Origin of the sequence: Marinobacter sp. ANT_B65 (assembly GCF_002407605.1) — a bacterium.
Classification (GTDB): domain Bacteria; phylum Pseudomonadota; class Gammaproteobacteria; order Pseudomonadales; family Oleiphilaceae; genus Marinobacter.
The window spans coordinates 1-24,553 of the sequence record NZ_NXGV01000002.1 but is presented as its reverse complement, the minus strand read 5'-3'; the positions used below and the strand labels follow the sequence as shown (position 1 = coordinate 24,553).

Below are 24,553 nucleotides of genomic sequence, written 5' to 3'. Positions count from 1 at the left end.
TCATGTCTGCAATGACACTCAAATCCCTAGTCGAGAAACTCAATGACGCGGGAAAGGAATCTCTGGAAACGGCCGTAGGTCTTTGCTTCCAGCGGACACACCATACGGTTGAACCCGAGCATCTGCTTAAGAGCATGATCCGCAATGAAGACCCGGATCTTACAGGCGTACTGCGGTACTTCAACCTGGACACCGCGCGTCTGGACGCTCAGCTTGATAGTGGGCTGGAGACTTTCAGGACTGGCAGTGGTGCAACACCCAGCCTCGCCCCCAGACTAGTAGACCTGTTCCGTCAGTGCTGGCTAGACACTTCGATCGAGTTCGATGAACCCGAGATGCGCGGTGCCACTATGCTGTACAGCATGTTGAGCGATTCTTCCATGGCGGCTTTGGTAACACGGCACGCAAGTGAACTTAACGGGATCGATCCTGCGCGTTTGCTTGCCGAATGGCCAGGTATTCGCGCAACGCTTGCGCAGGAGGTAGCTACTTCGCCGCAGCCGGCCAAAGCGCGGGCCGGGAAAGAACAGCATCTTGCCAAATACACCATCGACCTTACAGCTCAGGCAAACGCAGGGGAGCTGGATCCGGTCATTGGCCGGGACGATGAAATCCGCCAGGTGATTGATATTCTGACTCGTCGGCGTCAGAACAACCCGATACTTACGGGTGAGGCCGGAGTCGGCAAGACCGCGGTTGTTGAGGGGCTGGCACGGCGGATTGCCGAAGGTAATGTACCGGATGTGCTGAAGCCGGCACGCCTCTTAACCCTGGACCTTGCTTTATTGCAGGCTGGCGCAGGCGTAAAGGGGGAGTTCGAAAATCGCCTGAAGGGCGTTATCGAAGAAGTTAAAAGTTCCGAGCAACCGATCATTCTGTTCATTGATGAAGCTCATAACATGGTGGGCGCAGGTGGCCAGGCCGGACAGAATGATGCTGCCAATCTGCTCAAGCCAGCACTGGCACGCGGAGAATTGCGCACCATTGCCGCTACAACCTGGGCTGAGTATCGAAAGTTTTTTGAAAAGGATGCGGCGCTTACCCGCCGCTTCCAGGTCGTGAAGGTGGATGAGCCTGATGAGGCAACGGCTATTCAGATCCTTCGTGGGCTGGTACCAACGCTTGAAGCGCACCATGGGGTGGCGATTGCAGATGACGCGTTGAAAACAGCGGTAGTGCTTACAACCCGGTTTCTGGCGAGCCGCCAACTACCGGATAAAGCGGTAGCCTTGCTCGACACCGCGTGCGCCCGGGTGGCAATGAGTCAGGCGAGTGTGCCGGCTTCTGTGGAACGGGCAAGGGCAGAGGTAACGGGGCTGGAGCAGGAGTTGGCGCTGTTGTCCCGCGAATCCCGGCTAGGCGTTGATCATGGCGAACGGCAAGATACACTGCAAACCCGCCTCCATGTAGCCGGTGAATCTCTGGCTCAGCTGGAGGGTGAGTGGGCAGACGAAAAGGCCCTTGTTCAGGAGGCCGCTGCAATCAGCAAGGCTTTACTGGAAGACGAAACCCATGAGGGCAAGCAGCGCTTGAATGAAATACGGGACAGCCTTGGTGAGCGCGAGCAAGTCATGGTGCATTGGCAGGTGGATACGCAACTGGTATCTGAGGTGCTGTCTGACTGGACTGGTATCCCCTTTGGCCGGATGCAGTCCGATGAGGTTGCAGGGATATTGAATCTGGCTTCGACCCTCAAAACCAGAGTCACGGGCCAGGACCATGCTTTGGATGACATAGCACGCACCATTCAGGTTGCCCGGGCCGAGCTGGCTGATGAGAAGAAGCCCTTGGGCGTATTTCTGCTGGTTGGCCCCAGCGGTGTGGGTAAAACCGAGACCGCCATGGCATTGGCTGAACAGGTCTATGGTAGTGAATCCAACATGACTGTTATCAATATGTCGGAGTTCAAGGAAGAACATAAAGTGTCCCAGCTGGTTGGCTCGCCACCAGGCTACGTTGGGTATGGCGAAGGTGGTGTGCTGACTGAAGCCGTCCGCCGCAAACCCTATAGCGTGATCTTGCTTGATGAGATGGAAAAGGCTCACCCTGGCGTTCAGGACATTTTTTATCAGGTGTTTGATAAGGGTTCTTTGCGAGATGGTGAAGGGCGTGATGTCGATTTCCGGAATACAGTGATGCTGATGACATCAAACGCAGCCTCGGAACATATTTCTGATCTATATGTGGATGAGCTGACTGCGCCAGAGCCTGAAGCATTAAAGGATGCTATATGGAACGACCTGCTGGCTATCTTCAAGCCCGCCTTTTTGGGGCGAACGGTGGTATTGCCTTATCGGCCTCTGGGAGACGAGCAGTTGCGGACAATTACTCGAATGCAGCTGGAGAGAGTGTGCAAGCGGGTTCAGACACAGCATGGTATTACGCTTGAATATAGCGACGGAGTTATAGAGCGCATTGCAGGTAGCGGCCACCAGGCGAGTACCGGCGCCCGAAATATTCAGCAGGTTATTCAACGTGAGATACTGACAAGGCTTTCAGATGTGCTGCTTAATGCGATAGCAAATGACAAACCGCTGAAAGAGCTGCGAATAACGTTTGATGATAACCAGTTCAATATCGGTAGTTGACGAGTGGGCAGGGGAAGCATCATGAAAATAACGGTGTTGTGTCAAAAAGAATTTCGATTTTTGTTAGCTGCACCGTTTAAAATTTCGCTACTCCTGTTACTATTTTTAAGTGGATGTGCATCCCATAGTAAGCCGGTCACTCTATATGATACGTACATTGAATATACATATAGAATTGAGGCTCGGGATTATGCTTATATATTGAATAATCTGATAACCCAGTCCATGGGTACTCGGGGTATAGAAAGGTTCTCGGAATTTCCTGATTATTTCCCGATCCTGGCGGATTTGCCTGGTATTTTGGTTAAGAAAAAGGAACATTTTGAATTGCGGGACGGTAACTTCGGTTGCTTAACGCTTAATGGATTTGATCGATTTGATCGACCAGCTGTTATAAAGATGGAGTTTGGAAGAGAGCAGGGAAGCTGGAAGCTGGGGTATGTTTCAGTTGATTACCTCAATTTACCGTCGGAATTTACGGGCGCAGCCGTGTGCCCGAAACGACGTGCATAGCATCAGGGCCAGGCAGTATGCCTCTGGTCTTCTCTCTTTGTATCGCTATCTAAAAGCTGGACACAAACCCAAGAATCCGAGGTTCTGACCCTGTGTCAGAATCAGGGTAACCATGTCCTCGTTACAGGACGTAACTTAAAAAGCAAGGAGATACACATGCAAGCGAATACCTACCTGGATTACGAAGGTATTAAGGGTGAAACCACTGCAGAACAGTTCAAGGATATGATCACTGTTCTGACCATGGACTTTAACATTCACCGGGAGATTTCTTCTTACACCGGTACCGCTATGGACCGTGAAGCTTCTGCGACCCGCCTTGGCGATATTACATTCACTAAGCTGCAGGACAATGCTTCTACGGATCTGTTCAAGGAAGCTACAGTTGGTAAAGGTAAAAAAGCGACCTTCTACGTGACCAAGCAGGGTGACGCAGTTGAAGAAATCATGAAGATCGAACTGACCGACGCCATGATCTCCAACTACTCTGTCTCTGTTTCCGGTGATCGTCCGGTTGAGTCCATCACTGTTTCCTACACCGAAATGATGATGACTGTTACTCCGACTGATGACAAAAACAGCATCACTGGGCCGAAAGTATACGGCTACAGCGGTGTTAAAGGTCAGCAGTTCTGATAACAGGCTCAGGACTAACAGAGGAAGCCCTTTGGGTTTCCTCTGCTCTTTTTGTTCACCGAAACCAGGAAGGCGCGGCGATTCATGGGCAAGGAAAAGCAGCATCATTTTCTTCAGATTCACAGCTCTCTCGGTAAAGACGCTCTGGTATTGGAGCGGCTGAAAGTGCGCGAAGGCATGTCACGCCTGTTTGAGGTGCGGGTCGGGTTCACCGCTAATCAACGGATTGCTGATATGAAGAAGCATATTGGCGAGGGGGTAACAGTCACCCTGAAGGTCGGGTCAAAAGATGGCGGTGGTGAAAAGCACTTCCATGGTCACTTTCTCAGTATGTGGGAGCTGGGGAAGCCTCTGCACAACAGTGATGGTCAGCGTTACGAAGCCATTATCGTACCTAAGGCCTGGTCTGCAGCCAATCGCACCAACTGCCGGATCTTCCAGGATAAAACCGTTAAGAAAATTGTTGAGACAATCCTCGGGGAGCATGGGGTCGCATTCAGCTGGAAGCTGAAAAAAGGGCTTTATACCTACCGTTATTGCGTTCAGTACAATGAAACCGACTGGGACTTTGTTTGCCGGTTACTGGCTCACGAAGGTCTGTGCTTCCATTTTGAGCATTCCAGTGGCTCTCACACTATGGTCATTACTGATCATGAAAAGGCCTGGTCAAAGGCTGTTGAGGGTTCTGTCGTATTCTGTTCCAGACCAACGGGTGTGGCGCATATTTCCAGCTGGTACGCCGGTTTTAAGGCGACAGCAAATTCCATCATCGAGCATGGTTTCGATTTCGAAACCCCCAAACAGAAGGTCAAGGCTACCAGTAGTGAACAGGTACCCGGGGGACCATTTGGCTCCCGTGAGTTGTTTGGATATTTCGGTGAAGATCGACCTATCAAGGATGGCGCCAACCTTGCCGCCCTGCACCTGAAAGGCATTGCTCAGGAATCCGAGAGTTATCGGGCTGTATCCGATTATCGCTCTTTTGGGGTTGGCCTGACATTCTCCTTTAAAGAGCATGAAGACGAGATTCCGCCGCACAATGAATTTGTGATCACAGAAGTGGCGATTGAAGCTTCGGTGCCGCTGAACGCGGACAATCAGCCCTCTATGGGCAACTTTTTTTACACCAATAGCTTCCGGTGCATACCAACAAAAGCACCTTATGTGCCCCGAAAACTGCCTAAGCCAATGGTTCCCGGCTTGCAAACGGCAACCGTTACCTGTGCCCCAGGTGAAGAAATCTACGTGGATGAACACGGCCGCATCAAAGTCCAGTTTCATTGGGATCGCGAGGGCCAGTACGATCAGAAAAGTTCCTGCTGGATTCGAGTGGCTCAATCCTGGGCAGGCGAGAATTGGGGTGCACAGTTTATCCCCCGGGAAGGCCAGGAGGTGCTCGTTGAGTTCCTCAGTGGTGATCCGGACCTGCCGCTGATTACCGGCTCTGTTTATAACGGCAAAAACAAAATGCCGTATGAACCCTTATCCAAAAAGAATATTTCAGGCCTTAAAAGCCGGTCTACCACCAAAGGCAGCGGTGCCAACTACAACGAAATCAGTTTCGACGACACCATCGGCAAAGAACTCTTGCTGATGCACGCCGAAAAAGATCACACGTTGACGGTTGAACACGACCAGACGGATGAGGTTGAGAACGACCGCACCACAACAATCGGTAATGATGACACGCTGATCGTCAAGAACGACCAGACGGATGACATCAAAAATGACCGGACCACGACGGTTGGAAACAACGACACCCTGGCGGTCAAAAACAACCAGACGGTGGATATCACAGGTGCTCAGGCTACCACTGCGGGGAAAACCATAACGATTGATGCCGGCCAGAGTATTACCCTGAAAACGGGTGCGGCAAGCCTGACGATGGAGGCCTCTGGCGCAATATCCATCAAGGGGACCAGCATCAGCGTAGAAGGTGTCACTATTGATATGAAAGCCGCGAAGATAAGCCTTAACTAATCCACGGGCCTTGCGCTGGAGTATCTGTAGATGCTTGAAAGCCTGCTTAAGCAGCGGAAAGCGCTGCTGGATAATCCGGAGTCGCCCCTGGTGCTGTTGCGGCAACTTGATAGGCGCCTGGTGCTTTGGTGTGAGCACCATCCTCAGGAATTGGCAGGGGAGAGTTGGCGAACGGCCCAGGGTGATGCTCCGGCTTTCTGGTCGGGGGCACTGAGGCTGGAGTTGATTATGCGGCTGCGTGCCGGCTCGGCTGACGAGGGTCTAGAATGGGCGGAGTGGGAGACGGCGAATGAATACGACACGGGAAGCCACTGGCAAATGCTGGCGTGCAACTCTGGTGCAGGGCTCCCTGAAGTATGGCCGGAATCTCCACAGCAACAGTTATGGGCAGCTATGGCTGCCATCCGGCGAGGGCAGGAAGCGAGAGTAGGTGCCTGTTGGCAAGCCTGTGTAGGCATGCAGGCTGGCGTGATACTGATGAGCGAGCCCTCTGTTAAGAGCTTGATGCCAGAGCTGTGGCATACCGGGCAGCCATTCTGGCGAGAGTGGTTTTTTCCGTTGCTGTTGGCTGCGCCGGAACAACTGCAGCCGGCTATGATTAATTGGCTTGCCGGGCAAGTGAGTGATGCCTCGGTGATCGACGCCATGGGCATTTCGGGAAGTGATCGTTTTATGCCGTTGCTCGTAGAGGTGGCAGCTCATGGAGACGAACAGGGAGAAGTAGCGAACGAAGCCCTGCGGCGAAGAAAAGCACCAGGCCAGGACCTTGGCGAGCGGTACCGTCAATGGTGGGTGAACTGGTTGCGTGTGCAGGGTGCTCCCTGGTCGCTGTTTGGAGGCTGCTGGTGATGGCAGCGAATGAACGTCCCAAAGGCTGGCAGGTCAGTACCCTGGTTGGCGAAATCGCCGGTAGAGGTCTGGATGACTGGTTCCTGAGCGGGTTTGTTCCGGCGGTTTGTTCCGAGCCGGGGGAGGCACATGACGGGCTGTTAACGCCTGAGCGGATTCGCCCATATTTAGCCCCGAATTGCCCTGTGTGGATAATACTCCCGGCCGCAGAACACCAGCATAGAGAGCAGTGGCTTGCGGCATTTACCGGCCAGCCTGTGGAGATCGGCTTTGGGCGCGCAGGGCTGGCGCTGGCAGTTCGGGCAGTGGACCGAGCGGGGGTTGCTGCGCAGATACTGGCGGCTGACCTTCAGCCAGAGCTTCAGGTCCTTGCAATGGGTCTGAACCCTGGGGCCGGGCCCTGTATCCATTTCAGTGCCCTGGATGGCAGGCTGGAGGGCAACAACGACTTGGCGGCTCTGCTGAATAACGCACAGTCTGCAGTGCCGGAAATAGAAGTCCTGGTATGCCCGGGCACCCCACAGGGTTGTGGTTTTGAGCGAATCATGCCGTTTCTGGCCTGTCTTTCACGTTGGAACCGGCCGGCATTGCGCTGGGAGTTCCCGGAGCTGGTGCTGGACGCCCCAGGTGTTCTGGGTGGCCTTTGGGGGTTGTACTGGCTTCTGGATGGATACCGGATAGGCGACTGGCATCAGCCGGGGGCATTGCTGCTGCTGGATGCAGTCAGTCCTTTGGCTGGAATCATCGCGGTTGGCTGTAACGAAAGGGATGTCGCCGGTGCAGTGCCACGGCCAGTGACCAAAGGCTTCGAACATGACAGGACGGTGGATGCATGAACTTGCAATTGAGCGGCAGTGTTGGCCGGGGTGGTGAAAATCGGGGCAGTGATATAAAACTGATCCGGGCACTTTTGAACGTGCATCGGCGCCAGCAGTCCCTTCCGCCATTGGTTGTAGATATCAGTCCTGGTGCCGATCTGGATGCGGCCATTGCACGCTTTCAGAGTGATCGCGGCGTAAATGTTGCTTCCGGCCTGGTTGGCAAGGGTAGCCAGACCTGGAACTGGCTGAACGAAGTTTTGGCGAATAGCCGGACCCTGGTTGCCATTGTTCCTCCATCCGTGGGGGCACTGACGTGGGCGGCAGAAGGTCAGGAAGGTGGGCGCTACCACAGCCGGATTCTGCACGTACCCTCGGCCTCATCCGGCCTGACAGTCGGCCGCGGCTATGATTTGAAAGAACGTTCGAGAGTAGAGGTAACACAGCACCTGTCGGCTGCCGGCTTGAGTGCGGGCCGTGCATCGACGATAGCCGGCGCAGCCCGCTTGTCTGGAGCCGTTGCAGAACAGTTCATTATTGACAGCGATTTGCTGGACTTTGAGATCAGCGCCGCAGTGCAGCTGCAGTTGTTCGAAAAGGTATATCAAGAGATGGAGCAGGACGTTATTCGCATCTGCAATAAACGTGATGTGAAGGAACGCTATGGTTTAACGGACTGGAATGTCCTTGATTCCCGGATTAAAGACGCCTTGGTAGACCTTCGGTTTCGTGGGGATTACACCGGTACCACGCGCCGCCAGGTTCAGCCCCCGGTTGTTGCAAATGATCTGGATGCCTTCCGGAAAGTCATAAGTGATGGGTCATTGTGGACTAATGTGCCAGCTGATCGCTTTCAGAGGCGTGTCCGGTATCTGGCGTGAACCTTATGAAGATAGCGTGCCGGCAAAACGGAGATAAACCGTGAGTATGAGCTTTTTTTGGAGATGGCTGCTGATATTGCAGGTGTTATCCGTGACGGTGGAGGCTGGGGGAATTGCTCCTCCAGTGGTGGACGCCAGAGTTATGGAAGTGGGGGTAGTTCGACACCAGGATGCCTTGTGGCGCTATACCCGCTTCAGCACTGAGAGTGATTACCCATGCCTGAGGTTTGAAGCGATCAATCCCGACCAGGGGTGGCGCGTATTGGAGCGGCTGGATATATGTGATATCACGCTTCAGGGTGGTACCACACTCGACTTCAGAGACACCGCATACACAGGTTTCTCCGTGGTTGAATTTAGCCGGGAGCACAGTGCGTTTACCTTTGAGGTGGAATACATTCGCCGGACGGCGCCGGGTGAGCAGAGTGTGTCGTGCACATTGCCCCTTTCTCAGAAGGGGAGCTTCGGTAACTTAGTGTGCCGGTGATGAATAACAACACCGGGAGGGCCAAGCTGGCCAGATTTTACACAGGAAGTATTAAGCAGGGATTGCACAAGTATGGCCAGTCATATCGAAATTAACGGAGCAGATGGCTACAAGTACATTGTTGTGCGGCCAGACTCTTACGATGGCCCTCAGGGGCCGGAAAACGCTGAAGGCAATGAAGACTGGAGCCAGTGGTTGCGCAATCGCTTCAGCCCTGGATTCGCCAACGAAAGTACTCAATGGCTGAGGATACTTCAAAGCCATGGTGTATCACTGCACGTAGCCAACAATAGCGACCTGTTATTCCGGCATGTTGCCCAGATGCTCCGGGAAAGGCAGCTGGCTATCTACAAAGTACCTTTGAACAGTCTGCCTCCCGGGGAAGGCAGTGGCGGCGGTGGCGGTGGCAGCAGCACTGCCCGTACGGGCAGTGCTCCGGTAAGTTCCGCATCATCGGCCCCCGCTGGCGGTTCGAAGGCCAGGCAGGCCGATACTGATGACCCCGGTGCCAGCAGCGACGATATGCAGTGCCAGGGTGACCCGGTAGCACCTGTTACCGGCGAGGAAATCCTCGATATCGAGGATTTTGTTATAGATGGCCCCATGCCCCTGAAGTGGGTGCGTCGCTACCGCTCCAGCTACTGCGAGCGCCAGGTGGGCTTCGGAGCAGGCTGGGCCATTACGTGCCTGCGGCAGATCCGGCTTGATGATGATCACCTCTGGATACTCGATAGTGAAGCCCGCTCTCTGCACCTGAAAGCACTAAAGCCGGGCGAAGTAACCTGGCAACTCCATACAGGCCTCAGAGTGGAGCGCCGCCGGGACAACCAAATGGTGCTGACCGAAGCCAACGGCATAGCCTGGAGGCTGGCCACGCAGGACAACAAAACCTGGTGGCCCGTCAGTGTGCAAAGCCTGACAGGCCAACAGTGGCGTTTCCACTATGATACTGAATACAGGCTTTCCCATCTGCGGCTGAATGCCGAGACTGCTGTGGCGTTCAGCTACGGTAAGCATCACCCGGAACGGGTACAGGCGATACATCTGGAAAACGGTGACCAGCGTCGTCTCTTGGCCTTATACAGCTACGATGACCTCGGCAACCTGCTGCGGGCCGAAAGCGATCATGGCACTGAACAGTACCAGTATCAGGGGCACTTACTAACCCACCGTGAACTACCTACCGGATATACCTTCCACTTTGAATGGCAGGGTCATGGAGAGAGTGCGCGGTGTCTTCGCAGCCGGGGTGAGAAGGGCCACCATGACTTCCGGTTTGAGTACCAGCCCGAGCGTTACCAGACTCAGGTACACGATGCCCATGGTCATACCCAGGTCTTTCACTACGACGACAACGGCCGCATTCTTGCGCGGCAGGACCCGGACGGCGCTCTCTGGCAGTGGGCCTACGATGGTTTAGGGCGGTTGGTGCAGGAAACCCGCCCCGATGGAGCCCAAACGAACCACCGATACGACCGCCAAGGCCGTAAAACGGAGACCATCGGGCCGGATGGCCGCAGCCACAGTTGGCATTACAACGAGCTGGGGTTCTGCATATCTGAAACGCTTCCTGACGGCCGTACACACAGGCGCCGGGTTGATCTGGTCGGTCGCCTGCTCAGCGAAGATCGCCCCGATGGCGGCCAGTGGAATTACCAGTACGATGCGGAGGGGTGGCCCGTACAAGCTGCGAGCTCCACAGGAGAAACCACCGAGCTGGGCTGTGGGGATACCGGCCAGATCCTCGCCAGCAACCGCAACGGCCAGCTTCAGCGTTTTGCCTTTCATCCGGATGGCCGCGTGGCGGGCAAGCTGGAACAGGGCTTGGTGACCCAATACGATTATCAAGGCCAACGCCTACTGGCCGTGCACCAGTACCCCGAACAAGCACCGGAACAAAAGCGCAGCCGCCAGTACCACTATGACAAGGCTGGCCGCCTGACCGACTACACCACTGCCCATGGTGACCAGCACGGCTACGAATACGGCCCGCTGATGCGCCCACTGGCGTACCGCCGACCCGATGGCCACAAGGTTCAGTACCAGTACGATCTGGGCGAACGCCTGACCGCCATCACCCGGGCCGATGGCCTGCAGTGGCAGCTGGGCTGGAGTGCACGGGGCCATATTGACCGCTGTGCTGCACCCGATGGCCGTGACATCCGCTTTCAGTACAATGCCGCCGGGCAGATTACCCACCGGGAACACCCGGGCCTCTGGGCGCAGCGCACAGAGCGGGACCCGGCCGGGCGGGTACTGACCCAGATCAGCCAGGGCAAAGAGCGCAAAGCCGTCAGCCGCCACTACCAATACGACGCCCTTGGCCGGCGTACCCACGCCAGTTGCGCCGACCGAAAACTGCACTGGGTGTGGAACAGCCTCGGCCAGATTGCCGAACACCATCAGGACCGCCATCGCATCAGTTACGGATACGGTCCCGGTGGCCGGATCGAACAGATCCGGCTCCCCGATGGCACAATCGTCCGTTATAGCTTCGACCATCAGGGCCGCTGGGGCACCCTGAGCGTTAACGGCGATACCCTGATCCGGCGCAGCTTCGACAGCCAGAACAGGGAAACCACCCGCACCGCCGGCGCCAACACCCAAAGCCAGCTGCATGACCGATACGGCTGCCTGATCAAACGCAAATGGCAGGGCCAGCAAAGCGCCACCCGTCGTTACCGCTGGGATGCCGAAAACCGCCTGGAAGCCACCGAAGACAGCCTGACCGGCAACACCGAATACCAACGGGATGGCCAGGGCCAGCTGATCCGGGAAAACGACACAGAGTTCCACTACGATCTGGGCGGCAACCGGGTACCCGAAGGTGGTCAACTCCAGCAGGACCGACTGGTCGCCACCGCTGAAGGCAAACGCCAGTACGATGCCCTGGGTGCAGAAGTCCGCATCACCGGCCAAACCACCGAGCACCGGTCCTTCGACGCCGAAGGCCAGCTGATCGAATTCAAACGCCCCGGCCTGCACATCACCTACGGCTACGACGCCCTGGGCCGACGGGCCTGGCGCAAAACCGAAGCGGGCACCACTGCTTATCTGTGGCACAAGGACGTATTGCTGGGAGAACAGAACCCCAGAGGCCATTGGCAGTGGTACCTCCGTGACCCGCAAACCGACGAGCCCCTGCTCACCCTGATCGACGGCCAGCCCTACTACTACGAACTGGACCACCGGATGATGCCCGTTCGGTTGTGGGATACGAATGGTCAGAAGGTCTGGCAGGGCAATGCCGATGCCTGGGGCAACTGCCAGCCTGAAACACTCAACAACGCCATTCACCAGCCCCTCAGATTACCGGGGCAGTTTGAGGATGAACTGACAGGTATCGTTCAGAATCGGTTCCGGGATTATGATCCCGCCACCGGACGGTATCTGACGCCGGATCCGTTGGGGATCAAGGGCGGGTTGAACAGTTATCGGTATACACCGAATCCGGTGGATTATGTTGATTCTTTGGGGCTGGATTTTGAGTCGATTGTTACGACAAAAAATGCCCAGAAAGGCCCGGAAGCGGTACTTGACGACGTTCTGGTACCCCCAGCGAGCGAGTTGCCGGAGCCTGATGGTGAATGGATCGGGCTGAAGAAAAACGCAGATGAGGACCTTATCCTTTGTGTAGGCGAGGAAGCCTGTGCCGACCCGAGCAATGTAGCAGATGCCGGTTGGGGCGACGTGGCGGCGTGGGGCGCCATGCTATTGGTGGAACGGGTGCCTGTGGGGCGCGCTCTTGATAAAGTGCCTGTGCCAAAGGGTGTTCAGAACAAGATTGAAGAGGTGAGTGATAAGGTCTCAGAGACCATGACGGAGTTGCTGCCAGGTAAAAAAGGTAGCTGGAACAAAGCTCTGAATGGGGATCTGAAGCCAAACCATAAGTATAAAGTGGGTGATAAGCTGTATGAAACCGATGAACTTGGGCGAGTAAAGCGGGTTACCGGAGAGTTGCACCTGGGTACGCGGGATAGAAATACCTATCAACAGGCTAAATCTGCTAAAGAGGCAGGTATAAAGGATGGGTTAGCTGACGATGATGGTGGGCATTTGATTGCCTCCATATTCGATGGTGCTGGAGAGCAGATAAACTACGCCCCCATGAATTCCAATCTGAATCGCGGTGCTTGGAAGAGAATGGAGAATAAGTGGGCTAGTGCTTTAAAGGAAGACCCGCCGAAAAGCGTTAGAGTTAATATTCAGCCTGTCTATGAAGGTGAAAGCAAACGGCCAGCTGCTTTTAAGGTAAAATATTTTATCGACGGAAAGAAGAAAAGCGCTTTTTTTGAAAATAAAACAGGTGGATAAGGAGTGATGCCATGGAGAAAACTGTAGATGAACTCTATCACGAAATAGCGCAAGGCATAGTGGATGCAATTGATGGAGAGTGGCAGTCAGCGGAGGTTAACTTCGAATACACTGGTGACTCGGGTGAGTTTGATTGTGTATACGTGAAAGAAGGAGGCGAACAAAATTTAGATTTTGATGTTGAATTTCCTACTTATAAAGCTTTCAAGGCAATTCACGAAATAACAACAGAGGGTGGGAGCAACCCGTGGAACCGGGCAAAGTTCGTCCTTGAACGTTCCGGTAAGTTCAGCATTGATTTTGAATGGGATCAGCAATTAGAAGATGAAATAAAAGCCAACTCTTGATGAATGGCCGGCGAAAAAAGGAGAATCGGGCGGGTATCGTGTTTTAGAGCTTTGTTTCTCCTTGTCGGGTGTCTTGGGATTCCTGATAGATTACGGTGGAGGGCATCAGAGTATTTTGAAGAGCTCTGATAAGTCATAGCTCAGGCTGACAACGAAAATAGGGCCTGAATGATCTATGGTTATTTAGGCGTTAAATCAAGGTAGAAGTCAGGTCTCTCCCTGACCGTCACACCACTTAGCAGGTGTCGCATCCGCTGGGCACTGGAGCGACACAACTGCGTCCATAGGAACGAATTTTGTTCATCCTGAGCCGACAATGGGTATTCGGAATTCAGTTTCTCTGATCCCTGCTGACTGTGGTCCAGCTTGTCTACCGCTTTGACTGTTAGTACAACGCCGCCGGGGACATCATCTACGGCTACGACGCCCTGGGCAGACGGGCCTGGCGCAAAACCGCAGCGGGCACCACCAGCTACCTGTGGCACAATGACGTATTGCTGGGAGAACAGAACCCCAGAGGCGACTGGCAGTGGTACCTCCGTGACCCACAAACCGACGAACCTCTGCTCACCCTGATCGACGGTCAGCCCTACTTCTACGAACTGGACCACCGGATGATGCCCGTCCGCTTGTGGGATACGAATGGCCAGATAGCCTTGCAGGGAAATGCGGATGCCTGGGGCAACTGCCAGCCTGAAACACTCAACAACGCCATTCACCAGCCCCTCAGATTACCGGGGCAGTTTGAGGATGAACTGACAGGTATCGTTCAGAACCGGTTCCGGGAATACGATCCCGCCACCGGACGGTATCTGACGCCGGATCCATATGGGATAAAGGGTGGGCTCAATGCCTACCGCTACACCAAAAATCCGATAGATTTTGTGGACCCGCTGGGATTGGAGTTTAAGGCGGTTGTCACCTCAGATAATGCCCATAAGGGGGAGGAAGCACCGGTTCTGGATAACCTGGAACCGATGCAGGAAGTCCCTGTACCGGAAAGCCAGCTGTCACAACAATACCTTCACGAGACCGTGGGGCTGGATACGGTTGTTGTCGGACCTGATGGCCACGGTGAAACCATCGGCGCCCTGTATAGCAAAGTCTATGATCCCGAAGGCAACCAACTACCCGGCGTCGATAACCAAGCCGTTGAGGCGTTCAACGACGCCTACCGGCAAGCTGAGAGAATCAGTGAAAACCGGGTTGAAGGGTATACAATGGCCGCACAGGATGCTGCTTTGGGCATGGCGGCTGGGCCTGTTGCAGGTGTAGCGGCTGGAGCTGCGAAGAAGGTAGCGGGTCCACTGATTGACAAGGCTAAGAGTGCTCTCGGAGCGCTGCGTAGGGCAGATGTTCCAAAAAATATCAAACCAGTAGTTACTGCAGAAGCTTGGGTGAATGGCTCGGTTTTTAAGGATGTTAACCAGACTGCTCGGGTAGGTGCGAATGCAGGTCAGCCGACTTTAATTGCAGAGCGAATTGCTGAGAAAAGTGCTCAATCAGGAAAAGTACTTCCAAATGGAAATATGGGTGCGGCTCATGCTGAAGTTGGGGCAATACAGCAAGCGTTCGATGCTGGTGTGACTGCTGGTGCAGATATGACGTTAACTGTTACTGGTAAAGCTGTTTGTGGATTTTGCCGAGGTGATGTAGCTGCGATGGCTAAAAAAGCTAAGCTGAAATCATTGACGGTGTACGAGGAAGCAACTGGAAATATTCTATATTGGAAACCTGGTATGAAATCTCTGAAAAAGGCGAAATGATGTTGTCATTTTCTTGGGTAATTGGACATGGCGATAGTGCGCAGGGCGGTAGCACTAATGATGTGCAGCTGGAGAACGTTCTAGAAGTACTTGATTTGATTTTAGATAAGTCAGGGTCGGTGACTATAGATGTGCTTGATGGTGATGAAATAGGCCCTGAAAGTTTACAAGTTCAAACCGAGGGCGGTAAATCTATTATTTCATTGGGTGAAAACACCTGCGATGATTATGTTGTTCGTACTTTTAAAAGTGAGTTGAAAAACGCTGAAATGATCTCTGTTCTCGGTAATGAGTGGGATTCGAAGCTAATTTGTGAGGAGCCTGTTGTGGTAAAAGCTATCGTCAGGGAATTTATTTTAAATGGAAATGTATCAAGGGATCTGCTGAGTTGATTTAGCTTGTTCCAATAGAAAGTCAATTCACACTTGGCAGCCCCGCCTTTTTTTGTGAAGTCATAAATCTTGGTGCAGGTCAAAAGGTGGAGGCAGTTCCCTTTTAACCAATAAGCACCGTCGGATTTCCGGCGATAATCCTGCCACCATGGGCTGTTTCATCGCCCATCCGGGCAACGGCTTTGCCGTTGATAAAAACACTGGCTGAGCCGCCGGTGATGGTGTCGGATGGACCTGTGCATACAAGCTTGTCGCCCTAGAGGGCAGCTGCAGTGGTACGGTAATCCCCCCGAAAAACCGAGGTGCTCAAAAGTAGAATTTTCCGTAAGCTAAACGCAGGGAGATTCTGCATGAAGACGTCATGTTTTTCCGATAGCCAAATCATGGCGATCTTGAAGCAAGCCGAGAGCGGTGTGTCCGTTCCGGAGCTATGCCGCGAACACGGCATGAGCAGTGTCAGCTTTTATAAGTGGCGAGCCAAATTTGGCGGCATGGATACCTCCATGATCAAGCGTATGAAAGAGCTTGAGGATGAGAACCGGCGGCTGAAGAAGATGTATGCCGAAGAACGGCTCAAGTCTGAGTTGCGCAAGGAAGCTCTTGAGGGAAAGTGGTAAAGCCAACCCTCCGCCGTGAGATGGCACACAAAGCCGTTGCCGCTGCTCGTTGTAGCATTCGCCAGGCCTGCGAGGTCTTCAGTATCAGTGAGTCCTGCTACCGTTACCGGGCTAAGCTCAGCAGTGAAAATGCCGAGATCGCGGATCTGTTGGTGCGCTTAACCCATAACCAGAGAAACTGGGGCTTTGGCCTGTGTTTTCTGTACCTGCGCAACGTGAAGGGTTACCCCTGGAACCACAAGCGCGTTTACCGGATCTACCGGGAACTGGAGCTGAACCTACGTATCAAGTCCCGTAAACGACTAATACGCGAGAAACCCGAGCCATTGGCGGTGCCTACGGCCATCAACATCAGTTGGTCCACGGACTTCATGCACGACCAGTTAGAAGATGGCCGAAGTTACCGGCTGTTCAATGTGATCGATGATTACAACCGGGAAGGCTTGGGCGTTGAAGTAGACCTGTCACTGCCCTCTGAGCGTGTTATCCGGGCTTTGGATCAGATCATCGAGTGGCGGGGAAAGCCCATGCAAATTCGCTGCGACAATGGCCCGGAATACATCAGTGCCACCTTGGCCGCCTGGGCTAAGAGGCACGATATTACACTGGTCTTTATTCAGCCCGGCAACCCGCAGAAGAATTCGTATATCGAGCGTTACAACTGCACCGTACGTTATGACTGGCTGGCCCAATACCTGTTCCACTCGATTGAAGAGGTTCAGGAATATGCAACGCAGCGGCTATGGACCTACAATAATGAACGGCCCAACATGGCCCTCGGAGGCATTACCCCACAACAGAAATTGGCCATGGTGGCCTGAACGCTACTTTTGATGTCCTCTTAAAATGGGGGGAATACCCATCGAACGATGTCCTTTCGGTAGTGAGATCAGGATGATCAAAAGGTCCGGGGGGTAGTGCAAATGCCAACTGGAAACGCTCGACAGTAACATCTACAGGTCTTTGAAGCTGCCGGGGCAGTATCTGACACCTGATCCATAAGACATACAGGGCGGGATGAGCAACTATCTACAAAGGAATGTGACAATGTCTCATTTGATCGATCGCCTTGTTCAGCGATCCATAGTCGAGCAGTTCTGGGATATCGTGCTCGATACGGATGAAGTGCCTATGCTCCCAAACGAAGAGGCGTTACTGGCGCAGATCGAAGCCGAAGCCGAAACCGATGACGAAGCTAGTGATGAATTATTGTTGCAGTATCTTGACGCGCATGCACGTCACTTCAATACAGCTCCGTTAATAGGTGGGCCATTACCGGATTTCGCGGACATTGCAGAGGTGGATGGGGAGCCCATCATGGTTGGTATTGTGGTGCCCTCTCTGCGCATGTTGAAACCTTTCTGTTCTCGAATAGTGACTAAGATGAGCGGGTTGGGTATCAAGGTTGGCTTGTTTATCGACGGCCCCATATCACCCGGACTAACCCGTGAGCAATTGATTCTTGCTGGGAAATCTTTCAGGGAAGAACTGGAAAAAGTCGCTGCGGACGAAGAGGATGCAAGTCTGCTGGAGAATGCCCCCAAACGAAACCGCAAAGCCAAAAGAAAAAAGAATCAACCCATCGCGATTATTTTTGAACTGATTCAGGTGGGAGACCACATAGACACCCCCGCCGCCCGTGCGGCGCTTCGCGACCTTAAGCTTCTCTTTAATCGTAAAGAGCGGGTTTTCATTTGCGGCACCCTCATCGACAGCGCCACTCACCACGTCTGGACAACCAGTGGCCTGGGCGGGCTTCAGCGACGGCGTAATTGGCGGTACGCACTCGCGAACAGTGACCAGGGACCAACTGACATTCGAGAAGACCTGAGAAACAGCCGTTTTAATTGGAAATTGGTGTTGGTGGCTGTGATGATGGCGTTATTCGGGACGGGGTTCAGCTACTACTTGCAACTGCAAGGAAGTCCGCGCCCTTTTGTGATGTTTTCAAGTGACGTTTTAATTCCCCTCGTGACCATTTTGGGCGCGGTGTCCTTCAACCGACTGCATCATCAATCGGCTCGGCAAACCAAGTATTTTCTGATTGGCTATTTCGGGATCTACATAACGGCATTCTGCTGGCTGGTATGGCCAGTTTCATTGGCTTTTGCTCTGTATCTGGCCAAAGTTACGCTGCTGGTGTCATTTATTAGCATGATCGCCAGTACGATGATGGAGTTGGAGTGAGGACTCTGACGTCACGCCAGTAGGTATCTCCACGTTAGCGAGACGAGCTTTATGTGACGCCGCAAGCGTTTGGAGAGGGCAATTATATTTACCGGTTAATAGAGATAGCAGATGGAAATGCTCTTGGTGTTAGCTCTCTTCTTGCTGATGCTCTCGGTTATTTGGGTTTATCAGTTTTTGAGCACAGTGTGGGCCAGACGTAGATTCATTAATACTGTAACCAGTCCGGATCTCAAGTCCGAAACGGGCTCTCAGTTTCAGACCATGTTTAAAGAAATTATGAAGAAACGAGAGCTTCCCTACGTGGAAATTGCAGTCAATGAGTTCGGTGTGGCTGTGCCTACATCGCACATTGACGGCCCCACAATGACACTGGATCTGTCATTCAAGGCAGTTGATGGCTTGCATTGGGAAGGCGATCGTTTGCTTTTTCGTGCGAAATTTTCAGGAAGCTCTGAGAAGGTCTGTTTACCAGTAAAGTCCATGGTTGCGTTGTATTCTGCTAAATCCGGACGGGGTATTGTTTTTCGTCAAGCCGGAGAAAGATAAACGGTCACCCGCCAGTACCGTTACGACGCCTTTGGCCGTCGCACCCACGCCAGTTGCGCCGCCCGCAAACTGCACTGGGCCTATAACAACCTCGGCCAGATCACGGAACACCATCAGGACAGCCACCGCACCACCGGATGATGCCCGTCCGTTTGTGGGATCAGAACGGCCAGAAGGTCTGGCAGGGCAACGCCGATGCCTGGGGCAACTGCCAGCCTGAAACACTCAACAACGCCATTCACCAGCTCCTCAGATTACCGGGGCAGTTTGAGGATGAATTGACCGGGATCGTTCAGAACCGGTTCCGGGATTATGATCCCTCCACCGGACGGTATCTGACGCCGGACCCATACGGGATAAAGGGTGGGCTCAACAGTTACCGGTATACACCGAATCCGGTGGATTATGTTGATCCTTTGGGGCTGGATTTTGAGCCCTGTGTCACAGCCTCTAATGTTAACTAGGCTGATGCTACGCCAATTTCTGAAAACGTACCCGCGGCCCAAGAAACAGCTGCTGAGGAGGGATTTTGGGCATTTGTTCTTGGCGGGGCTCGAGAGTTTTTGCATGATACTCTGGTTTCTGCGCACTCCTATATGACAGGATTAACGCCGGAAGAAATTGGGGATCCAATGGGCTTGTCGCCAAAAGATGGTGCGCAGGCAGCTGGGGCACAAGTATACAAAGACAACGCTTTAGCGATAAACCTGGCGACAGCATTGAATCGCCCCGTTTTTTCGGCTCGGTCAGAAATGCCAGCTTGTTCCCCTGGAGGGTAGTTGGCAGCGGTACATCAAGCTGCCTTGGATTGAGAGTCTCACAGTTTTGACTTGTCGATACTGAAGCGTTTGAGGCGTGAATACAGAGTCGGCGCCTTGATCCCCAGTATTTCTGCGGCTCCTCCAGGCCCTGACACCTTGCCTTTCGATAGCTTGAGCGCGGCAATGATATTCTCACGTTCCTTGACCTCCATCTCCCTGGCGGTCACCACCTCTTGTTTGCGAGTCGATTCAGCAGCCAGGCCCTGGAAGGCTGGCAGTTTGGAGTCCGAAGCGTTTAGCAGCGGGAAGCTCATTTTTCTGGAGCGTGAAATGATCATGGCATGTTCCACTACATTGCGTAATTCACGAATATTGCCTGGCCAGGAATAGCGCTGAAGTCGCTCCATGTCCGCTATGGTGCATTTCTTCGGCGGAATATTGTGTTTTGCGGTGTACTCCTTCATGAAATGTTGTACAAGCAGAGGGATGTCCTGAGGTCGCTCTCTTAGTGGGACAGCTTCAATTGGAAAGACGGCGATTCGGTAGTAGAGGTCTTCGCGAAATCGTTTTGCTTTGGCCTCTTCTTTCAAGTCGCGATTGGTCGCGGCTATTACGCGAAAATCAGAATTGATTGTCCTGGTCTCCCCAATACGCTCGAACTGCCCCTCCTGCAATACGCGAAGCAGTTTGCCCTGCATATCGATAGGCATTTCACTGATCTCGTCAAGAAATATGGTACCTCCATCTGCCATCTCGAAACGCCCGGTGCGATCTGCTATAGCCCCGGTAAACGCACCTTTGCGATGGCCGAAAAACTCGCTCTCGAACAAGTCTCTGGGTATGGCTGCGCAATTGACCCGGATAAGCGGGCGGGCTTTTCTTTCACTCGCCGAGTGTATTGCATGTGCAATCAGCTCTTTCCCCGTGCCCGACTCCCCGACAATTAATACGCTGGAATCCGTTGGTGCGACGAGCTGGATTTTTTCGATGATGCTATGTATCTGCTCACTGTCGCCAATGATCTCACCAAACGCCTGCCGCGTTCTGATTTCGTCCTGCAAATAGGCATTTTCTTTTTCAAGACGACGAGTGAGCGCTTCAACCTCAGTCAGTGCAGATCGCAACTTCTGATCTGCTTGGCGCTGTTGACTGACGTCTCGAAAAACTACGACAGCGCCAATGAGCTGCCCGGCATCTTCAATGGGGGTTGAGGTGTACTCGACCGGAAAACAGGTGCCATCGCGTCTCCAGAACACTTCGTCAGACACGCGGTGAACGGCACCGTCCCGAAACGCAGCGTAAATGGGACAATCCGTGATCGGGTAGTTTTCTCCGTTCTCGTGGGTGTGATGCGTCACTTGGTGAGCGATGAGACCGGTCAGCTCTTCTGCTTTCCAGCCAAGCATTCTCTCTCCGGCAGGATTGAGAAAGGTTAGTTCTCCCCGTGCATTGACACCGTAAATGCCTTCTCCGACAGCGTTCAGCAGCAATTGGTTGCCTCTACTGAGATCGCGGAAGATTCGTTCGATGCTTGCAACATCGCTTGAAGTACCACGAAGACGGTCATATTCGGCTCTTGCTCGGCGTGTGCGAACCACATTAAGCGGGTAAATCATGAGCACTACTGCCTCACGCCCGTCATGCCTGGCATGCGACAGGAAAACCTCGACGTTCACGGAGTTGCTATGGTCAGGGAGTCTGATCTCCAGGGTATCGGTCCATGCATGCCCCCTGGAAAGACACTCGTCGGTCAGGATTATCAGCAAAGGTAGCTTTTGACCAAACAGTTTGCTGGGTTTAAGGCTATTCACACTTGCCAGATCGCAATCCAGTAGTCGTGCCGCGCTCTGATTGGCACCAAGAACCTGGTCAGTGACTGGGTCCACAACCAGAATGGCCGCCTCGGTACCGGCCAGCGCATCAGGCCAGAGGCCGGTATCAGGTGTTTGAGCCATTGGCATTCACTTTATCCAATCTGCAAGCATGGAATTATGATATATCATAATTTAATTATGAAATATAATAATTTATGAAATTTCAATACTTGAAGCTCTTTGGTTTGATTTGCTTATGATATTGATTTTAATGGATAAAAAATAATATCTGTTGGTTGGCACAATATCTGAATACTACATCGTGACTCCGCGAAAGATTGTCCGACCGATGTATTGGAAGGTCGCAAGCGACTGACTATTAAACGCGAAGTTGAGTGATGCTCAAACGCATCAGTACTGTGTCAACGAGGCTAAAGCAGATCATGAGAAATTTAAAAGCAGAGATTCTGGCTTCAAAGGCAGAACAAAAACTGTCATGGGAGGCGATTGGAGAGCATTTGGGTATGTCTCCCGTTTTCGTGTGTTCCGCCTGCATGGGCATGAACAGCTTTCCTGTCGAGAAAGCAAAGTCACTATGCGACCTGCTTGGTCTGGGAGGCGAAGCCGTAGCGTTGCTGGTTGCACCTCCTGCCAAGGATTGGGATCGTGACGTTCCTACCGATCCGTGTATTTACCGGCTCTACGAAATAGTTGGCGTCTACGGAGAGACCTTGAAAGCGTTGATTCACGAGAAGTTCGGGGACGGGATAATGTCCGCCATCGACTTTGAAATGGAATTGGGCAAGATCGAAAGCGAAAAAGGCGACCGTGTGCAAATCACGATGAGCGGAAAATACCTGGCTTATAACCGTTGGTAGTGCAGCGCTCGTAAGCGAAACAACCAGGGTACGAAAGTGCCTTTGATCTCAAATTCAATCTGTAAAAACTGGAGAACTAACTTATGTCTTACTTCCCTGAAATGCAAAAGGGCAATCTGGACGATATGCAGGCGGAAAGTCACGGTCGGATAAAGAAAGAGACTGTGGAGCTGAATGGCGTATCCGTCACCAGAGTGACCTTTGACGTTGGAGCAAAATGGTCTGAGGACTTGAAAGACTATGCGGGTACTTGTAGTTGCGTTCTGCCTCATGTCGCTCTTGTTCTGTCTGGCACCTTAAAGGTGGTTATGGACGACGGGGCCGAAGAAGAATTTTCTAAGAATGACGTCATGTTGTTGCCGCCGGGCCATGATGCATGGTCTGTCGGTGACGTACCTTGTACATTTATCGAATTTTCTCGTGGCAATGACTATTACGAGGAGCACTGATCTGAGCGGTGCTTGCTGATCCGCACGGTCGGAGAAAATGCCCGCTATGCCAGTTGCTATAGATCAAGCGAGAGCTTCTTGCAGGGGTTTCGACAATAGCTGCGGGGAGTTCAGATAGCAGGTGGCCGTGTGGATTGGGGCAGGTCATCATCTGAAGGATGTACTGCCCCGGTTGCCAGCGCAGAAGAACAGCGCCATCGACGAGCTATTGCGCCACAACTGAAAGCCGGCTATAACTGGTGGGATATGACGTCCTGACGCTTACTCTGAAGCGGCTTGAAAAAAACGGTTGACAAGGCGGCGAGAGAAAGTAGAATACGCCTCCTTGATTGAGCAACGGCTCAAACGCTCTTTAACAAATTGACCAAGTAATTCGTGTGGGCGCTGGCTGGAGTATTTCGACAAGAAATACCAAGGCAAGCGACTCGTCGAAAATTGAGTTTTGTCTTGAGCAAGAATTAAGAATCTTCGGATTCTTGTATGATTTAAACTGAAGAGTTTGATCATGGCTCAGATTGAACGCTGGCGGCAGGCTTAACACATGCAAGTCGAGCGGAAACGATGGTAGCTTGCTACCAGGCGTCGAGCGGCGGACGGGTGAGTAATGCTTAGGAATCTGCCCAGTAGTGGGGGATAGCCCGGGGAAACCCGGATTAATACCGCATACGCCCTTTTGGGGAAAGCAGGGGATCTTCGGACCTTGCGCTATTGGATGAGCCTAAGTCGGATTAGCTAGTTGGTGGGGTAATGGCCCACCAAGGCGACGATCCGTAGCTGGTCTGAGAGGATGATCAGCCACATCGGGACTGAGACACGGCCCGAACTCCTACGGGAGGCAGCAGTGGGGAATATTGGACAATGGGGGCAACCCTGATCCAGCCATGCCGCGTGTGTGAAGAAGGCTTTCGGGTTGTAAAGCACTTTCAGTGAGGAGGAAGGCTTTCAGATTAATACTCTGGAGGATTGACGTTACTCACAGAAGAAGCACCGGCTAACTCCGTGCCAGCAGCCGCGGTAATACGGAGGGTGCAAGCGTTAATCGGAATTACTGGGCGTAAAGCGCGCGTAGGTGGTTGAGTAAGCGAGATGTGAAAGCCCCGGGCTTAACCTGGGAACGGCACTTCGAACTGCTCGGCTAGAGTGTGGTAGAGGGTAGTGGAATTTCCTGTGTAGCGGTGAAATGCGTAGATATAGGAAGGAACACCAGTGGCGAAGGCGGCTACCTGGACCAACACTGACACTGAGGTGCGAAAGCGTGGGGAGCAAACAGGATTAGATACCCTGGTAGTCCACGCCGTAAACGATGTCAACTAGCCGTTGGGGATCTTGAATCCTTAGTGGCGCAGCTAACGCATTAAGTTGACCGCCTGGGGAGTACGGCCGCAAGGTTAAAACTCAAATGAATTGACGGGGGCCCGCACAAGCGGTGGAGCATGTGGTTTAATTCGACGCAACGCGAAGAACCTTACCTGGCCTTGACATGCAGAGAACTTTCCAGAGATGGATTGGTGCCTTCGGGAACTCTGACACAGGTGCTGCATGGCCGTCGTCAGCTCGTGTCGTGAGATGTTGGGTTAAGTCCCGTAACGAGCGCAACCCCTATCCCTAGTTGCTAGCAGTTCGGCTGAGAACTCTAGGGAGACTGCCGGTGACAAACCGGAGGAAGGTGGGGATGACGTCAGGTCATCATGGCCCTTACGGCCAGGGCTACACACGTGCTACAATGG

The 24,553-nt window shown here is 53.1% G+C and carries 20 protein-coding genes, 1 rRNA gene and 2 pseudogenes; 20 read left to right on the top strand and 3 right to left on the bottom strand.

What is annotated here, in order from left to right:
• The first annotated feature begins 11 nt into the window (after nucleotides 1-11).
• The 10 genes from tssH to CPA50_RS10220 all read left to right on the top strand — a co-directional run bounded on the left by tssH (nucleotide 12) and on the right by CPA50_RS10220 (nucleotide 13,413).
• Nucleotides 12-2,588 carry a type VI secretion system ATPase TssH gene (gene tssH / locus CPA50_RS10265; RefSeq protein WP_227519637.1) on the top strand — a complete coding sequence of 859 codons (2,577 nt, stop codon included), beginning with the start codon at nucleotides 12-14 and terminating at the stop codon, nucleotides 2,586-2,588.
• A gap of 21 nt (nucleotides 2,589-2,609) precedes the next feature.
• Nucleotides 2,610-3,101, top strand: coding sequence for a hypothetical protein (locus CPA50_RS10260; RefSeq protein WP_096782436.1), 492 nt, complete (start codon nucleotides 2,610-2,612; stop codon nucleotides 3,099-3,101).
• Between the two features lie 156 nt (nucleotides 3,102-3,257).
• Complete coding sequence (locus CPA50_RS10255; RefSeq protein WP_096782435.1) at nucleotides 3,258-3,737, top strand: Hcp family type VI secretion system effector; 480 nt, start codon at nucleotides 3,258-3,260, stop codon at nucleotides 3,735-3,737.
• A gap of 84 nt (nucleotides 3,738-3,821) precedes the next feature.
• Nucleotides 3,822-5,717, top strand: a complete 1,896-nt coding sequence (locus CPA50_RS10250) for a type VI secretion system Vgr family protein (protein WP_096782434.1) — start codon at nucleotides 3,822-3,824, stop codon at nucleotides 5,715-5,717.
• Nucleotides 5,718-5,747: 30 nt separating this feature from the next.
• A complete protein-coding gene (locus CPA50_RS10245) occupies nucleotides 5,748-6,566 on the top strand; it encodes a hypothetical protein (protein ID WP_096782433.1) in 819 nt (272 codons plus the stop codon).
• Nucleotides 6,566-7,402, top strand: a complete 837-nt coding sequence (locus tag CPA50_RS10240; protein WP_096782432.1) for a hypothetical protein — start codon at nucleotides 6,566-6,568, stop codon at nucleotides 7,400-7,402. The genes CPA50_RS10245 and CPA50_RS10240 overlap by 1 nt, the downstream gene beginning before the upstream one ends.
• Nucleotides 7,399-8,265 carry a hypothetical protein gene (locus tag CPA50_RS10235; protein WP_096782431.1) on the top strand — a complete coding sequence of 289 codons (867 nt, stop codon included), beginning with the start codon at nucleotides 7,399-7,401 and terminating at the stop codon, nucleotides 8,263-8,265. The genes CPA50_RS10240 and CPA50_RS10235 overlap by 4 nt, the downstream gene beginning before the upstream one ends.
• 91 nt (nucleotides 8,266-8,356) lie before the next feature.
• Nucleotides 8,357-8,752 carry a hypothetical protein gene (locus CPA50_RS10230; protein WP_143750739.1) on the top strand — a complete coding sequence of 132 codons (396 nt, stop codon included), beginning with the start codon at nucleotides 8,357-8,359 and terminating at the stop codon, nucleotides 8,750-8,752.
• Nucleotides 8,753-8,824: 72 nt separating this feature from the next.
• Nucleotides 8,825-13,066, top strand: a complete 4,242-nt coding sequence (locus CPA50_RS10225; RefSeq protein WP_096782429.1) for a DNA/RNA non-specific endonuclease — start codon at nucleotides 8,825-8,827, stop codon at nucleotides 13,064-13,066.
• 11 nt (nucleotides 13,067-13,077) lie between these two features.
• Nucleotides 13,078-13,413, top strand: a complete 336-nt coding sequence (locus tag CPA50_RS10220; protein ID WP_096782428.1) for an immunity protein YezG family protein — start codon at nucleotides 13,078-13,080, stop codon at nucleotides 13,411-13,413.
• A gap of 179 nt (nucleotides 13,414-13,592) precedes the next feature.
• Here CPA50_RS10220 and CPA50_RS19670 read toward each other — a convergent pair whose 3' ends face one another.
• A complete protein-coding gene (locus tag CPA50_RS19670; RefSeq protein WP_227519653.1) occupies nucleotides 13,593-14,132 on the bottom strand; it encodes a hypothetical protein in 540 nt (179 codons plus the stop codon).
• Here CPA50_RS19670 and CPA50_RS19925 point away from each other — a divergent pair.
• The 3 genes and pseudogenes from CPA50_RS19925 to CPA50_RS10205 form a co-directional block, all read left to right on the top strand.
• Nucleotides 14,028-14,255 (top strand): annotated as a pseudogene (locus CPA50_RS19925) (RHS repeat-associated core domain-containing protein); the annotation flags it as partial. The gene CPA50_RS19670 and the pseudogene CPA50_RS19925 sit on opposite strands and share 105 nt — an antisense overlap.
• Nucleotides 14,256-14,312: 57 nt before the next feature.
• Nucleotides 14,313-15,179, top strand: coding sequence for a hypothetical protein (locus CPA50_RS10210; protein WP_264753997.1), 867 nt, complete (start codon nucleotides 14,313-14,315; stop codon nucleotides 15,177-15,179).
• Nucleotides 15,140-15,571 carry a DUF6911 family protein gene (locus tag CPA50_RS10205; RefSeq protein WP_143750736.1) on the top strand — a complete coding sequence of 144 codons (432 nt, stop codon included), beginning with the start codon at nucleotides 15,140-15,142 and terminating at the stop codon, nucleotides 15,569-15,571. Before CPA50_RS10210 ends, CPA50_RS10205 begins: the two co-directional genes overlap by 40 nt.
• 103 nt (nucleotides 15,572-15,674) lie before the next feature.
• Here CPA50_RS10205 and CPA50_RS19920 read toward each other — a convergent pair.
• Nucleotides 15,675-15,815, bottom strand: a pseudogene (locus CPA50_RS19920) (PAAR domain-containing protein); the annotation flags it as partial.
• 106 nt (nucleotides 15,816-15,921) lie between these two features.
• Here CPA50_RS19920 and CPA50_RS10195 point away from each other — a divergent pair.
• The 4 genes from CPA50_RS10195 (at nucleotide 15,922) to CPA50_RS10180 (ending at nucleotide 19,388) form a co-directional block, all read left to right on the top strand.
• Nucleotides 15,922-17,009 (top strand): IS3 family transposase gene (locus tag CPA50_RS10195; RefSeq protein WP_096782424.1). Its coding sequence is split into 2 segments (ribosomal slippage): nucleotides 15,922-16,177 and nucleotides 16,177-17,009, totalling 1,089 coding nucleotides; the frame shifts between segments, so codons are not numbered across the junction.
• A gap of 226 nt (nucleotides 17,010-17,235) precedes the next feature.
• Nucleotides 17,236-18,375, top strand: coding sequence for a hypothetical protein (locus CPA50_RS10190; protein ID WP_096782423.1), 1,140 nt, complete (start codon nucleotides 17,236-17,238; stop codon nucleotides 18,373-18,375).
• A 111-nt stretch (nucleotides 18,376-18,486) separates the two neighbouring features.
• Entirely contained in the window at nucleotides 18,487-18,924 is a 438-nt protein-coding gene (locus CPA50_RS10185; protein ID WP_096782422.1) for a ClpXP protease specificity-enhancing factor SspB, read from the top strand.
• A 137-nt stretch (nucleotides 18,925-19,061) separates the two neighbouring features.
• A complete protein-coding gene (locus tag CPA50_RS10180) occupies nucleotides 19,062-19,388 on the top strand; it encodes an RHS repeat-associated core domain-containing protein (protein ID WP_096782421.1) in 327 nt (108 codons plus the stop codon).
• Nucleotides 19,389-19,741: 353 nt separating this feature from the next.
• Here the strand turns inward: CPA50_RS10180 and CPA50_RS10175 are convergent, their stop codons facing one another.
• Complete coding sequence (locus tag CPA50_RS10175) at nucleotides 19,742-21,640, bottom strand: sigma 54-interacting transcriptional regulator (RefSeq protein WP_179397204.1); 1,899 nt, start codon at nucleotides 21,638-21,640, stop codon at nucleotides 19,742-19,744.
• A gap of 302 nt (nucleotides 21,641-21,942) precedes the next feature.
• On the opposite strand from CPA50_RS10175, the gene cynS reads away from it, so the two are divergent.
• The 3 genes from cynS to CPA50_RS10160 all read left to right on the top strand — a co-directional run.
• Nucleotides 21,943-22,377 carry a cyanase gene (gene cynS / locus CPA50_RS10170; protein ID WP_096782947.1) on the top strand — a complete coding sequence of 145 codons (435 nt, stop codon included), beginning with the start codon at nucleotides 21,943-21,945 and terminating at the stop codon, nucleotides 22,375-22,377.
• An 83-nt stretch (nucleotides 22,378-22,460) separates the two neighbouring features.
• On the top strand, nucleotides 22,461-22,826 hold the full coding sequence (locus CPA50_RS10165) for a hypothetical protein (RefSeq protein ID WP_096782419.1): 366 nt from the start codon (nucleotides 22,461-22,463) through the stop codon (nucleotides 22,824-22,826).
• A 487-nt stretch (nucleotides 22,827-23,313) separates the two neighbouring features.
• A 16S ribosomal RNA gene (locus CPA50_RS10160) occupies nucleotides 23,314-24,553 on the top strand; the annotation flags it as partial.

Excerpts from the sequence above, each read along its gene's own strand:
- CPA50_RS10250 (WP_096782434.1), top strand. The coding sequence starts at position 3,822 with ATGGGCAAGGAAAAGCAGCATCATTTTCTTCAGATTCACAGCTCTCTC.
- cynS (WP_096782947.1), top strand. The coding sequence starts at position 21,943 with ATGAGAAATTTAAAAGCAGAGATTCTGGCTTCAAAGGCAGAACAAAAA.
- CPA50_RS10235 (WP_096782431.1), top strand. The coding sequence starts at position 7,399 with ATGAACTTGCAATTGAGCGGCAGTGTTGGCCGGGGTGGTGAAAATCGG.
- CPA50_RS10245 (WP_096782433.1), top strand. The coding sequence starts at position 5,748 with ATGCTTGAAAGCCTGCTTAAGCAGCGGAAAGCGCTGCTGGATAATCCG.
- CPA50_RS10185 (WP_096782422.1), top strand. The coding sequence starts at position 18,487 with ATGGAAATGCTCTTGGTGTTAGCTCTCTTCTTGCTGATGCTCTCGGTT.
- CPA50_RS10175 (WP_179397204.1), bottom strand. The coding sequence starts at position 21,640 with ATGGCTCAAACACCTGATACCGGCCTCTGGCCTGATGCGCTGGCCGGT.
- CPA50_RS10220 (WP_096782428.1), top strand. The coding sequence starts at position 13,078 with ATGGAGAAAACTGTAGATGAACTCTATCACGAAATAGCGCAAGGCATA.
- CPA50_RS10180 (WP_096782421.1), top strand. The coding sequence starts at position 19,062 with ATGATGCCCGTCCGTTTGTGGGATCAGAACGGCCAGAAGGTCTGGCAG.
- CPA50_RS10190 (WP_096782423.1), top strand. The coding sequence starts at position 17,236 with ATGTCTCATTTGATCGATCGCCTTGTTCAGCGATCCATAGTCGAGCAG.
- CPA50_RS10240 (WP_096782432.1), top strand. The coding sequence starts at position 6,566 with ATGGCAGCGAATGAACGTCCCAAAGGCTGGCAGGTCAGTACCCTGGTT.
- CPA50_RS10165 (WP_096782419.1), top strand. The coding sequence starts at position 22,461 with ATGTCTTACTTCCCTGAAATGCAAAAGGGCAATCTGGACGATATGCAG.
- CPA50_RS10255 (WP_096782435.1), top strand. The coding sequence starts at position 3,258 with ATGCAAGCGAATACCTACCTGGATTACGAAGGTATTAAGGGTGAAACC.
- CPA50_RS10225 (WP_096782429.1), top strand. The coding sequence starts at position 8,825 with ATGGCCAGTCATATCGAAATTAACGGAGCAGATGGCTACAAGTACATT.
- tssH (WP_227519637.1), top strand. The coding sequence starts at position 12 with ATGACACTCAAATCCCTAGTCGAGAAACTCAATGACGCGGGAAAGGAA.
- CPA50_RS10260 (WP_096782436.1), top strand. The coding sequence starts at position 2,610 with ATGAAAATAACGGTGTTGTGTCAAAAAGAATTTCGATTTTTGTTAGCT.